The sequence below is a fragment of the Mitsuaria chitosanitabida ATCC BAA-476 = NBRC 102408 genome, assembly GCF_001598255.1.
GTDB classification, from domain to species: domain Bacteria; phylum Pseudomonadota; class Gammaproteobacteria; order Burkholderiales; family Burkholderiaceae_C; genus Roseateles; species Roseateles chitosanitabidus.
This window is the reverse complement of sequence record NZ_BCYP01000034.1, coordinates 1-11880: the sequence shown is the minus strand read 5'-3', so window position 1 is coordinate 11880 and position 11880 is coordinate 1. Positions and strand designations below refer to the sequence as shown.

Sequence of the window (11880 nt, the reverse complement as noted above, 5' to 3'; positions counted from 1 at the left end):
GGGGAAACTTAAATGGGCGAAAGGTTCAAGAAGAAGCGGGATAGCCAGCCAATTCCATGCGCATCCGCGACCGCGCCGCGGCCGCGCTGCTCCACCCGGACGTTGGCGACCTGGGTCGAGGCGACCGTGTTCCCCTGGCGGATCGACTGCGGGTCGACCTGGCCGTAGAAGCGCAGCACGTCCACGTTGTTGTTCACCCCGACCTGCTTCTCGCCCGAGATCAGCAGGTGACCGTTGGGGAGCACGCCGGTGACCACCGCGGTGATCGTGCCGGAGAAGTCGTTGGTGTTCTCGTTCGTGCCCTTGCCGGTGTTCTTGTTGGACGAGGAGCCGCTGAGCTCCGCGCGCCCGTTGGCGAAGGAGTTCGGGTTGAAGCCCGGGATGGCGGTCACGCCGGCGGTCATCGCGCCGGTCTTGTCCAGCTCGGAGCTGGACTTCTGCGAGGCGCTGACCTTCTCCGTGATCTGCACCGTCACGATGTCGCCGACCAGGCGGGCGCGATGGTCCTCGAACAGCGGGCGGTAGTTGGCGTTCTGGTAGATCGCGCCGTTGTTGGCCGCGGCCGGGATGGGCTCGGGCATCTTCACGACGGGCGCGGGCTGCATGTCCACGCGCGGCTGCGGGTACATGGCCCCGCAGGCGGTGAGGGCGAGCGCGGCCGAAGCCACCAGGCTCAGGCGGAGGGCGGACAGGAACGAAGGCATGACTACTCCTTGGAAGAGCCGCCATCCTCGCCCGGGCGCGTGGCGCCCGATCGCCGGATGTGAGGCTCTCAGGTCGATCAGATCTGCGAGAGCTTCTGGAGCATCTGGTCGGTGGTCTGGATCGCCTTGGAATTCATTTCGTAGGCGCGCTGGGTCTGGATCATCTGCACCAGTTCCTCGACCACGTTCACGTTCGAGGTCTCGACGAAGCCCTGCTGCACCGCGCCCAGGCTGTTCGTGCCGGGGGCGCCGGTCTGCGGCGTGCCGGAGGCGACCGTCTCCGAGTACAGGTTGCCGCCCAGCGATTCCAGGCCCGGCGGGTTGATGAAGTTGGCCAGCTGCAGTTGGCCCAGTGTCGTCGGCGCGGTGTTGCCGGCGGTGGTGACGCTGACGGTGCCGTCGGCGCCGACGGTCAACGCGGTCGCGTTGGCCGGCACGATGATGCCGGGCAGCACGGTGTTGCCGTTGTTGGTGACGATCTGGCCGTTGGGATCGAGCTGGAAGCTGCCGTCGCGGGTGTACGCGGTGGTGCCGTCGGGCATCTGGATCTGGAAGAAGCCGTTGCCCTTGATCGCCATGTCCAGGTAGTTGGACGTCTGCGTCAGGCTGCCCTGCGAGTGGCTGCGCGAGGTGGCCACCGCGCGGGCACCCAGGCCGACCTGCATGCCGGTGGGCAGGGTGGTCTGCTCGGTGTTGTTGGCGCCGGGCTGACGCAGCGTCTGGTACATCAGGTCCTCGAAGACGGCGTGCGACTTCTTGTAGCCGTTGGTCGAGACGTTGGCCAGGTTGTGCGAAATGACGTCCAGCTGGGTCTGCTGGGCTTCCATGCCGGTCTTGGCGGTCCAGAGCGAGCGAAGCATCGGGGACTCCTGAATCCTGATCTATGCGGTGGCGGATGCGTCCTGACGGGGACCGATCAGCTGTCGGACAGCAGCTTGGAGGCTGCCTGGCCGTGGGTCTGGGCGATCGTCAGCAGCTTCATCTGCTGCTCGAACTGGCGGGCGGCGGCGATCATGCCGACCATGGTCTCGACCGGGCTCACGTTGGAGCCCTCGAGCGCGCCGGACTGCAGCCGGGCGGCCGGGTCGGCCGGCAGCGGGTCGCCGCCGGCGGCCACGAACAGGCCGTCGTCGCGACGCGTGAAGCGGCCGTCCTCGGTCACCAGCTTGATCTTGCCGATGTTCACCGGACGCTGGCCGTCGGCCTTGGCCACCACGGTGCCGTCGTCGCCGATCGAGATCGTCGAGTTGGGCGGGACCGTGATGGGGCCGCCGTCGCCCAGCACCTGCAGGCCGTTGCGCATGCGCAGCACGCCGTCCTGGTCCACGTCCATGGAGCCGGCGCGGGTGTAGGCCTCGGTGCCGTCGAGGGCCTGCACGGCCATCCATGACTTGCCCTTCATCGCCACGTCCAGATTGCGGTCGGTCTGCTGGATCGGACCGGCCGACAGGTCGTGGCCGGTGGTCGTCTCCAGCGCGAACGCGCGGGTGGTCGCGCCGTCGCCGCGGATGGGCACCGCGCGGAAGGCCTGCAGCTCGGCCCGGAAGCCGTTGCTGTTGGCGTTGGCGAGGTTGTTGGACAGCACGTCCTGGCGCGACATCGCCGCCTGGGCGCCGCTCATCGACAGGTAAATCATGCGATCCATGGGAATTCCTCTGCGGGGGGCGGGTTCGAAGGGTCAGCCGGTCAAGCCGGCGTCAGCGCAGGTTGACCAGCGTCTGCAGGACCTGATCTTGCGTCTTGATGGTCTGGGCATTCGCTTGATAAACGCGCTGCGCGGTGACCATATTCACCAGCTCGGAGGTCAGGTCCACGTTGGATTCCTCCAGCGCGCCCGGCGTCAGCGAGCCCAGGTTGCCGTCGCCGGGCACGCCGACGACCGGCGCGCCCGAGGCATTGGTCTGCGCCCACAGGTTGCCGCCCAGCGGCTGCAGGCCTTGCGGGTTGCGGAAGGTCGCCAGCTCCACCTGACCGGCGGGCTTGGATTCGCCGTTCGAGTAGCGGGCCGTGACCACGCCGTTGTCCTCGATCTTGATGCCCACCAGTTGGCCCGGGGCGTAGCCGTCCTGGGTCAGGTCGGTGACGGCGAAGTTGGAGCCGTTCTCCGTGGCCGAGCGCATGTCCAGCTTGATGCCCTGCACCGACGGATCGGACGGGTCGGCCGGCGGGGCCGGGATCGGCAGCGTCGGAGCGCCCTGCGAGTTCACGCCGGCGGGGATCTTGAGGTTCAGGAACTCGCTCGGGCCGGGCGAGACGGGCTTGCCGCCCGTGGGCAGGAAGGTCATCTGCGTGAAGGGGGTCAGCGGGTTGCCGCTGGCCTTGCCGTCGTCCGTGTCGATCGGGTTGCCCTTGGCGTCGAACTGCACCGCCGAGCCGTTGGCCGTCATGTAGACGTTCCACACGGTGTTGCCGTTGGCGTCGTCGTTGTTGGCGCGCTGGTAGTACATCGTCAGCGCGATGGGCTGGCCCTTGGCGTCGTAGACGGTCATCGACGTGGCGTTGTTGTACGTCGACGGGTCGTTCAGCGTGATGCCGGTCTTGTCGATCTTGGCCGAGTTCGGGTCGGCCGGATCGGTCAGGTCGTAGGCGGCGGTGGCCTTGGAACGGGAGTCCAGGTTGAACTCCATGTTGATGTTGCCGGTGGTCTTGGGGTCGATGCCGCCGGTGGGCAGCTTCAGCGCCTGGGCCAGGCCGGGCTGGATCACGCCGTTGGCGTCGGCGGGGTAGCCCTGCAGCTTGAGCTGCGAGTTGTTGACGATGTAGCCGTCCTTGTCGACCTTGAACTGCCCGTTGCGGGTGTACGTCGTCGGGTTCTTGCCGTCGCTGACCTGGAAGAAGCCGTTGCCGTTGACGGCCAGGTCCATCGGGTTCTCGGTGACGGTGATGTTGCCCTGCGTGAACTGCTGGGCCACGGCCTGCAGCTGCACGCCGATGCCGACCTGGTTGGTGCCGGCCCCGTTCAGCGCGGAGGCGTACATGTCGCCGAACTCGGCGCGCGAGGACTTGGCGCCGTAGGTCTGCGCGTTGGCGATGTTGTTGCCGATCACCTCCAGGTTCTTGGAGGAGGCGTTCAGTCCGGAGAGGCCTTGTTGGAAGCTCATGGTCGATCCTTGGGCGTGTCAGGCAGGTGGGCTGGCGTCGTGGACGCGTTCTTGCGGGAAACGGCTGAACGTCAGCCGAGCGCGCGGACCTTGTCGTAGTCGACCAGTCCGGAGTTCTTGAGATCGAGCTGCAGCGTCGAGCCCGTCGTGCTGACGGCCTTGACGGTGTCGTGCATCAGCGTGGTGGTGCTGACGGGGTTGCTGTTCTTGGTCGCCGTGACGCGGAAGCTCAGGTTGGCGGTCTCGGGCGACTTGGAGGCGTCCCAGGTGTAGTTCTGGTTGCCGGCCTTCATCGCGCCCAGGTCCTGGGTGGAGATGACCGCGCCGGCGCCGTTGAGCACCTCCAGCTTGACCGTGTCGGCCGCGTCGGCCAGGTCGAAGCTCATCTGCGCCTTGCCGTCGGTCACCGCGACCTTGTTGCCGGGGACGGTGACGTCGCGGCCCACCAGGCTGACGCTCTGCAGCGCCTGCATCTGCTGGAACTGGCCGGACAGGCTCTGGATGCTGTTGTTCAGCGTGCCCACGCCGGTCACCGTCTGGATCTGCGCGAGCTGGGTCGTGACCTGCGCGTTGTCCATCGGGTTCATCGGATCCTGGTTCTGCATCTGCGCGACCAGCAGCTTCAGGAAGCGGTCCTGGGTGTCGGCCGCGCCGCTGCTCTGGGCGGCGGTGGTCGGAGTCTTGCCGGTGCTGCTGTTGACGTTGAGCGAGGTGTAGTCCATGGCGGGCCTTCCCTTTCAGATGGCGGGCGAGGGCGGCGGGGCGTCAGCCCTGGCCCATCTGCAGGGTCTTGAGCAGCAGCGACTTGGCGGTGCCCATGACCTCGAGGTTGTTCTGGTACGAGCGGGAGGCGGAGATCATGTTGACCATCTCCTCCACGCTGTTGACGTTGCTGTAGGTGACATAGCCGTCGGCGTCGGCCAGCTGGTGGCTGGGGTCGTGCACGCGGCGGCCGGGGGTCTGGTTCTCCTGCACGCCCACGACCTGCACGCCGACGTCGGTCGGATCGGTGCCGTTCTGGGCCAGCACGCTCTGGAACACGACCTGGCGCGCCTTGTAGGCCTGGCCGTCCGGGCCGGCCACGGTGTCGGCGTTGGCCATGTTGCTGGCCACCGCGTTCAGGCGTTGGCTCTGGGCGCTGACCGCGCTGCCGGAGATGTGGAAGATGCTGAACATCGACATGACGGGCTCCTGCTTCTAGTGCTGCGTCAGGCCGCGTTGGGCGACTTCATCGCATCCATCATGGTGCGGATGGAGCCGTTCAGGAATCGCAGCGAGGCCTCGTACTTCACCGTGTTGTCGGCGAAGCTGGCGCGCTCGCGGTCCATGTCCACGGTGTTGCTGTCCATGCTGGTCATGGCGCTGAGGCTGCTCTGGATCGCGTTCTGCGTGCGCTGGGTCAGGGTCTGGTTGCTGTCCGCGTTGGCGGCCGGGGCGGTGGCCTCGCGCAGCGCCTTGGCGAAGTCCAGGTCCTTGGACTGGTAGCCGGGGGTGTCCGCGTTGGCGATGTTGCTGGCGAGCAGACGCTGACGCTCGGCCCGCAGGGTCAGCGCCTGGGCCTGGAAGTTCATCGCGTCGGTCAGTTTGTTCAGCATGTGAATCTCCTTCGGGGACGGCGTCCGGCAGGGCGGGACGCACGGTCGGCGGGTCTCGTTCCGGCCGGGCGGCACGCGCTCGGCTTTTCACGTTCGGCCATTGTGGGCAACGGGTCGAAGAACTTGAGCGGGATAAGACGGGTGTTCCCGGCGCATTTCCCAGCCATCGGCGACGGGGCTGGCCCTACAGTTCCGTCCATGTCGAAAAGCTGCCCCCACACCCACGCGCAAGCGCTGCCAGGCCTGTTGGCCGGGGCGTTGCTGTCGGTCTGGCTGCTTTTTGGTGGCCTGGACGAGGCCTCGGCCCAGACCGTGCCCGCGCAGGCGGTGGCCGCTCCGGCCAGCCCGCTTCTGAATAGCGACGCGTCGGGACTGGCCGCGCTGGACGCCACGCTGGAGCAGCGCCTGCAGGTGCTGGCCGTCGCCGGTGCCAAGCAGGTGGCGCCGAACCAGGCCCGGGTGGAGGTCGAACTGGGCCGCCTGGATCCGCGCCTGCGCCTGGCGCCCTGCGCGCAGATCCAGCCCTATCTGCCGCCCGGCCAGCGCATGTGGGGCCGGACCCGGCTCGGTCTGCGCTGCCTGTCGGGCGCGACCAAGTGGAATGTGACGCTGCCGCTGACCATCAAGGTCTACGGACAGGCCTATGTCGCGGCATCCGACCTTCCCGCGGGGACGGTTCTGGCTCAAGATCAGCTGCGTCTGGCCGAAGTGGACATTGCAGGCGAGGCCGGCGCCGTCTATACCCAACCGGAAGGCTGGGTCGGACGGCATCTGGCCAAGCCCATGGCCGTGGGGGAGACCCTGCGGTCGGCGGATCTGAAACTGCGCCAATGGGTGCAGCCGGGCGACCGGGTGCAGGTCATGGCCACCGGCAGCGGCTACGCCGTGGCCGGTGAGGGACAGGCGATGGGCGTCGGGCTGGAAGGCCAGGACGTCCGAGTGCGCTTCGACAACGGGCGCATGGTCACCGGACGTACCATCGGTGAACGGCGGGTGGAGGTGTTACTGTGACGCCCCTGACCCGACGAGTTGTCGGATTTGTGAACCTCTTCCCTAAAGTCGGCGGCCCCAGGGCCGATATACCGGGTATTGGAAGGGGTCCGTCCGTGATCGGACCCGTGGAGATATCCCATGAAAATCGGTAACAGCCCTGAACTGAACGCGTACACCAAGCTGAGCAACGAGCGCACCGGTGGCGCCGACGCCGGCAAGGCGAAGGCGGGCAAGGCCGGCGCCGCCGATGCGGGTTCGCAAGTGGAACTGTCCAGCACCGCCAGCAGCCTGATCGCTGGGGCGGGCTCGGAGGATGGCAGCTTCGACACCGAGAAGGTGTCGCGCATCGCCAAGGCCATCGAGGAAGGCAAGTTCACCATCAACGCCGACGCGATCGCCGACAAGCTGATCGCCAACGCGAGCGAGATGGTGAGCCGGGCCCAGCCCTCGCACTGATGGGCCGCTGAGAAAACCTGACGTCAGCGCCTGAAGACAACGATTTTTCCGTCGCCGCCATGACCGCCACTGCCGTGAACACGACCGTCGTCGACCTGGAGCAACCGCTCCAGGACGTGGAAAGCTGCCTCAACCTGCTGGGCGAGGCGCTGCACCGACGTGACTCGGCCGCCATCGAGCTGCATGCCGCATCCCTGCATCTGGCCCTGGCGCGCGCCATCGAGCAATTCACCGCCGCGGCGCGCAACGGCACGGTGCCGGCGAACCTGCGCACCCGCCTGATGCAGGCCGGCGGCCGTGTCGCCGCCCAGCGCGAGTCCCTGGCCCGCGCCACCGCCGCGCTGGATCGCGCCATCGACGTGCTGATGCCCGGCGAGCCCACGGGCCTGTACGGCGCCTCGGGCAAGAACGAGCGCAAGTCGGCATTCGGCGGGTCGATCCAGGCCTGAACCAGCAACACGCAGGAAGCATCCGACCCGATCGAGAAACCGCTCCCTGAACGAAGAAAGCCACGCGATGCGTGGCTTTTGTGTTTTTTGGCGTCCGAAGCGGCGCCGGCGCCGGCGCCGCTCAGGTCGGCGTGCGGGTCGCCTTGCGGCGCAGGCAGTCCAGGTAGGCGTGACCGTCCGGCGGCAGCCCGCTGCGCTGGGACGACCAGATCATCTCGCCCAGGCACTCCATCGCCTCGTGGTGCGCCTCGTGCAGCGACTGGCGGCGCGCCGCCAGCAGATCCAGCGCCTGGCGCACGCCGGTGGGCTGGTCGATCTGATGCTGCTCGATCAGGCTCAGGTGCATGGACAGATGCAGGAAGGGATTCGTGCGGCCGTCCTCGACGGTGTAGACCGCCGCCAGCGCGGCGTCCTCGTCGGCCAGCTCCTCGTGGTACTCCGGGTGCTGCTCGATCCAGTCGGCGGCGATGGCCTCCATCGGCGTCAGGGGCAGGCGGTCGCGCTGCTTGCGGTAGGTCTGGCAGAAGAAGCGCCTGACCTCGAGTTGGGATGGGGCAAACATAGGGGGGTGATTGTCGCCTCGGCCGTCAGGCCTTGTCGGGCTGGGGATGATCGGGCGAGCCGGCCTGCGGCGCCACGGCGGGCGCGACCTGGGGCGCGGCACCCGGCGCCATCGACGGCTCCTGCCACGGGCGCGTGCCCTGGCCGTCGGCCAGCGCGCGACGCTCGGCCGCCAGGCGTTCCTCCAGTTGCTCCCGGCCGCGCTTGGACATCGCGATCAGCGTGTCCAGGTCGCCGCGGTGGGGCCGCATCTCCTCGGTCTGCTCGACCGTGTGGCGGCGGAAGCGCCAGGCCATCTGCCGCGCCGCGTGCGGCGTCCAGCCGATCTGCTCCAGCACGCTGCGGGCGCTCATCAGCGCGGAGTCCAGCGTCTCGCGCTCGATGAGTTCCACGCCCAGTTCGCGCAGCGCGTAGTAGTGCTGGACGTTGCGCGCCCGGGCCACGATGGTCAGGTGCGGGAAGTGCTGGCGCGCGATCTCGGCGATCTTGACGCTGTGGTTGAAGTCGTCGACCGCCAGCACCAGCACGTGCGCCGTCTCGGCGCCGGCGATGCGCAGCAGCTCCAGCCGCGTCGCGTCGCCCCAGAACACGCGCCAGCCGAAGCGGCGCAGCGACTCGACCGTGTCGGCGTCGTGATCCAGCACCGTCGCGGGGATGCCGTTGGCGAACAGCATCCGGCCGATGATCTGCCCGTAGCGGCCGAAGCCGGCAATGATGATCTTGGAGTCCTGCTGCTCCTTGAGCTCGTGCGGGGACTTGCGCTCGATGTTGCCCGCGCGGCGCTGCGCCCAGGCCAGCAGGGCCGGGGTCAGCGCCAGCGACAGCGCCACCGCCGCCACCAGCACCGAGCGCTGGGCGGAGTCGATCAGCGTGGCCTGCTCGGCCAGCTGGAAGACGACGAAGCCGAACTCGCCGCCCTGCGCCAGCAGGATGACGAAGACCGCGCGCTCGGGCCGCGGCAGACCCATCAGCCGGCCCAGGACGGCCAGCACCAGGCCCTTGCACAGCCACAGCGCGGCCAGCAGGCCCAGCACGGCGAAGGGCTTGTGCCACAGCACCGTCAGGTCCAGGCCCATGCCCACCGCGATGAAGAACATCCCCAGCAGCAGGCCCTTGAAGGGCTCCAGGTCGGCCTCCAGCGCGCGGCGATATTCGCTCTCCGCCAGCAGCACGCCGGCGGCGAAGGCGCCCAGCGCCATCGACAGCCCGACCTTCTGCATCAGCATGGCCGCGGCCAGCACCAGCAGCAGCGAGGCGGCGGTGAAGATCTCCGGCGTGCCGCTGCGGGCGATCCAGCGCAGCAGCGGTCGCAGCAGCAGGCGCCCGCCCAGCACGATCAGCACCAGCGCGCCGATCGCGATCCAGATGCGCGCGCCCGAATGTCCGGCGGCGGGCCGGCCCTGGCTGGCCAGGATGGGGACCAGCGCCAGCACGGGGATGGCGGCGATGTCCTGCAGCAGCGCCACGCTGATGACGCTCTGGCCGGCGCGGGTGCCGCCCAGGTTCTTCTCGCTGAGCACCGCCAGCGCCACCGCGGTCGACGACATCGCCAGGCCCAGCGCCACGATCACCGCGGCGTGCCAGTCCGTGTCGATCAGGAAGGCGGGCGCCAGCAGCAGCGCCGCGCAGCCCAGCATCTGCGCCGAGCCCCAGCCGAAGATGGGCCGGCGCAGCGCCCACAGCCGCTTGGGCTCCAGCTCCAGGCCGACCAGGAACATCATCAGCACCACGCCGAACTCGCCCACCTCCAGCACGGTGGCCGGCTCGCTGATCAGCCCCAGCACCTGCGGCCCGAGCAGCACGCCCGCGACCAGGTAGCCCAGGATGGATCCCAGCTTCAGCCCGCGCGCCAGCGGCACCGCGAGCACCGCCGCCGCCAGCAGCACCAGCGGCGTGAACAACCAGTTGCCGTGCACGGCATGCGTCGTCGCTTCTATCGTCGCTTGCATCAGACCGGCACTCCTTCCTGGTTGGCGGGGCGCTCGTCGTCGGGGACGGCCTCCTGGGCGGGTTCGGGTTGACGCTCGCACCAGGCGGGCAGCTCGCGCAGGCCCTCGAGGAAGTCGCGCGCATGGGCCTGGACCTGCTCGGCCGAGGCCTTCTGCGCGCCATGCAGCACCAGCGGCGGCAGGAAGCGCATGCCGCACAGCGCGGCCGTCTGCGCATAGGGCAGCAGGAAGTCGCCGACCGGATGGCGGTTGTAGCCCTCAGCGCTGTACGAGTGGGCGCTGCCGCCGGTGGAGGTCACCAGCCACAGGTCCTTCCCGTGCAGCGCATGGCCGGCCTGACCATAGGCGAAGCCCACGCTGAGCACCTCGTCCACCCACAGCTTCATCAGCGCGGGCATGCCGTACCAGTGCATCGGGTGCAGCCAGACCAGCATCTCGGCATCGCGCAGGGCGTCCTGCTCGGCCTGGGTGTCGATCGAGTAGTCGGGATAGAGCGCATAGAGGTCGCGGACCCGCACATGGGGCTGCCCGTGCGCGGCGGACAGCAGCGCGCGGGTGATGCGGGAATGGGCGAGGTCCGGGTGCGCGGCCAGGATCAGGATGGACGGGGAGCTCATGGCGGCGGATTTTGCGGTATCGCCTAAGATCCCGCGCACCTCATCGAGGAGAGGAGAGGCCATGCCGGTGATCCTGGTCGCCAACCCCAAGGGCGGGGTCGGCAAGAGCACGCTCGCGAGCAACATCGCGGGCTTCCTGGCGCATCGCGGCCATGCCGTGATGCTGGGCGACATCGACCGCCAGCAGTCCTCGGCGCGTTGGCTGGCCCAGCGGCCCGCGGCGCTGCCGGCCATCCATGGCTGGGCGCTCGAATCCACCGAGCAGCTGCGCACGCCCAAGGGCGTCTCGCATGCGGTGCTGGACACGCCGGCCGGGCTGCACGGGAAGAAGCTGGCGCAGGCGCTCAAAGTCGCGGACCGCGTGGTGGTGCCGCTGCAGCCGTCGCTCTTCGACATCCAGGCCACCTTCGACTTCGTGAAGGGGCTGAGGGAAATGGCCAAGGACGGGCGCGCGCCCGCCATCGGCCTGGTGGCGATGCGGGTGCGCGAGGGGACGCTGTCCCAGCAGCAGCTGCACCAGTTCATCGAGCAGTTGGGCCTGCCGCTGCTGGCCGAGCTGCGCGACACCCAGAACTATGTCCAGCTCGCGGCGCGCGGGCTGACGCTCTGGGACATCGCCCCCGGGCGCGTGGCACGGGATCTGGCGCAATGGGAGCGCCTGAGCGCCTGGCTGGAGCGCGCCGCGCCGGTGGGCGCGGAGTGACCGTTCGCCGCGCCTGAGGCGGCCATGGCCAGGGCCACGGGGGGCGCAGTGGCCGAGACCCTCAGTGGGCGCCGTCCGTCGAGGCGGCGCCGGACAGCCAGACCGTGGTCGGGCCGGACTCCGGCCAGACGCCGCCGCCGGTGACCTTCAGGTCGATCCGGTCGGCCGGCAAGCCGGCCCTGGACAGTTCGTCGCGCAGGGCCATCAGGCGCAGACTCGCCGCGCGCCGTGCGGTGGCCTGGCGCAGATCGGTCGCCGCCCAGAGCGTCAGCGCGCGATCGGCCAGCGCCGACCCCGCCAGCGCCTGCAGGCGCTGCCGCGCAGCGTCGTCCAGCGAGGCCATGCCGGCGGCGAACGACACCCGGATGCGGACACCCTCGTCGGTCTCGACCCGCTCGACACGGACCGGTGACGCGATCTCCTGCGGGGTGGTCGCGCGGACACTCAGGCGCAAGTCGAGCCGGGGCTCGGGGGAGGGCGACGGATCGCCTCGCCGGTCGGAGGTCATCACAGCCGCGGTCGTCGACGTCGATGTCGATGTCGATGTCGATGTCGATGTCGATGTCGATGCAGACCTTGAAGCCGAACCTGCTCCTGATCCTGATCTCGCGTTGGCATTGGCATTGACCGTGGCTGTAGCTGAAGCTGAAGCTGAAGCCGAAGCCGAAGCCGAAGCTGTGCCTGTGCCTGTGCCTGTGCCTGTGCCTGTGGCTGTGGCTGTGGCTGTGGCTGTGGCTGTGGCTGTGACTGTG

16 protein-coding genes are annotated in these 11880 nt (G+C 68.9%); 5 read left to right on the top strand and 11 right to left on the bottom strand.

Annotation, left to right across the window (positions count from 1 at the left end; genetic code table 11):
• Positions 1-8 precede the first annotated feature (8 nt).
• From MCHT01_RS20625 to flgB, 7 genes are all read right to left on the bottom strand, one after another.
• Positions 9-704 carry a flagellar basal body L-ring protein FlgH gene (locus MCHT01_RS20625; protein ID WP_067068150.1) on the bottom strand — a complete coding sequence of 232 codons (696 nt, stop codon included), beginning with the start codon at positions 702-704 and terminating at the stop codon, positions 9-11.
• Between the two features lie 77 nt (positions 705-781).
• Positions 782-1564, bottom strand: a complete 783-nt coding sequence (gene flgG / locus MCHT01_RS20620; protein WP_067068148.1) for a flagellar basal-body rod protein FlgG — start codon at positions 1562-1564, stop codon at positions 782-784.
• Between the two features lie 56 nt (positions 1565-1620).
• A complete protein-coding gene (gene flgF, locus MCHT01_RS20615) occupies positions 1621-2349 on the bottom strand; it encodes a flagellar basal-body rod protein FlgF (protein ID WP_067068146.1) in 729 nt (242 codons plus the stop codon).
• A 52-nt stretch (positions 2350-2401) separates the two neighbouring features.
• Positions 2402-3805, bottom strand: a complete 1404-nt coding sequence (gene flgE / locus MCHT01_RS20610) for a flagellar hook protein FlgE (RefSeq protein WP_067068143.1) — start codon at positions 3803-3805, stop codon at positions 2402-2404.
• Positions 3806-3876: 71 nt separating this feature from the next.
• Positions 3877-4527, bottom strand: coding sequence for a flagellar hook assembly protein FlgD (locus MCHT01_RS20605; protein WP_067068141.1), 651 nt, complete (start codon positions 4525-4527; stop codon positions 3877-3879).
• Positions 4528-4570: 43 nt separating this feature from the next.
• Positions 4571-4987 carry a flagellar basal body rod protein FlgC gene (gene flgC / locus MCHT01_RS20600; RefSeq protein ID WP_067068139.1) on the bottom strand — a complete coding sequence of 139 codons (417 nt, stop codon included), beginning with the start codon at positions 4985-4987 and terminating at the stop codon, positions 4571-4573.
• Positions 4988-5013: 26 nt separating this feature from the next.
• Positions 5014-5400, bottom strand: a complete 387-nt coding sequence (flgB, locus tag MCHT01_RS20595) for a flagellar basal body rod protein FlgB (RefSeq protein ID WP_067068137.1) — start codon at positions 5398-5400, stop codon at positions 5014-5016.
• A 198-nt stretch (positions 5401-5598) separates the two neighbouring features.
• Between flgB and flgA the strand changes: the two genes are divergently transcribed.
• The 3 genes from flgA (at position 5599) to MCHT01_RS20580 (ending at position 7298) form a co-directional block, all read left to right on the top strand.
• On the top strand, positions 5599-6411 hold the full coding sequence (gene flgA, locus MCHT01_RS20590) for a flagellar basal body P-ring formation chaperone FlgA (protein WP_084453112.1): 813 nt from the start codon (positions 5599-5601) through the stop codon (positions 6409-6411).
• A 120-nt stretch (positions 6412-6531) separates the two neighbouring features.
• Positions 6532-6849 carry a flagellar biosynthesis anti-sigma factor FlgM gene (flgM, locus tag MCHT01_RS20585; protein ID WP_067068133.1) on the top strand — a complete coding sequence of 106 codons (318 nt, stop codon included), beginning with the start codon at positions 6532-6534 and terminating at the stop codon, positions 6847-6849.
• A 59-nt stretch (positions 6850-6908) separates the two neighbouring features.
• Complete coding sequence (locus MCHT01_RS20580) at positions 6909-7298, top strand: hypothetical protein (RefSeq protein WP_067068130.1); 390 nt, start codon at positions 6909-6911, stop codon at positions 7296-7298.
• A gap of 121 nt (positions 7299-7419) precedes the next feature.
• On the opposite strand, the gene MCHT01_RS20575 is transcribed toward MCHT01_RS20580, so the two are convergent.
• From MCHT01_RS20575 to kefF, 3 genes are read right to left on the bottom strand one after another with little or no spacing between them, the layout of a single operon-like run.
• The gene (locus tag MCHT01_RS20575) at positions 7420-7860 is read right to left on the bottom strand and encodes a DUF1841 family protein (protein ID WP_067068127.1); all 441 of its coding nucleotides are present in this window, start codon (positions 7858-7860) and stop codon (positions 7420-7422) included.
• Between the two features lie 25 nt (positions 7861-7885).
• Positions 7886-9808: a glutathione-regulated potassium-efflux system protein KefC gene (kefC, locus tag MCHT01_RS20570; RefSeq protein WP_067068126.1), complete on the bottom strand. Its 1923-nt coding sequence runs from the start codon at positions 9806-9808 to the stop codon at positions 7886-7888.
• A complete protein-coding gene (kefF, locus tag MCHT01_RS20565) occupies positions 9808-10425 on the bottom strand; it encodes a glutathione-regulated potassium-efflux system oxidoreductase KefF (RefSeq protein ID WP_067068123.1) in 618 nt (205 codons plus the stop codon). The genes kefC and kefF overlap by 1 nt, the downstream gene beginning before the upstream one ends.
• 61 nt (positions 10426-10486) lie before the next feature.
• On the opposite strand from kefF, the gene MCHT01_RS20560 reads away from it, so the two are divergent.
• Positions 10487-11128, top strand: coding sequence for a nucleotide-binding protein (locus MCHT01_RS20560; protein ID WP_067068120.1), 642 nt, complete (start codon positions 10487-10489; stop codon positions 11126-11128).
• 61 nt (positions 11129-11189) lie between these two features.
• On the opposite strand, the gene MCHT01_RS26870 is transcribed toward MCHT01_RS20560, so the two are convergent.
• Positions 11190-11489, bottom strand: coding sequence for a hypothetical protein (locus MCHT01_RS26870; protein ID WP_218017921.1), 300 nt, complete (start codon positions 11487-11489; stop codon positions 11190-11192).
• Between the two features lie 4 nt (positions 11490-11493).
• On the opposite strand from MCHT01_RS26870, the gene MCHT01_RS27165 reads away from it, so the two are divergent.
• Positions 11494-11880 (top strand): hypothetical protein (locus tag MCHT01_RS27165; RefSeq protein WP_218017920.1); only part of this gene is annotated, 387 nt, incomplete at its 3' end.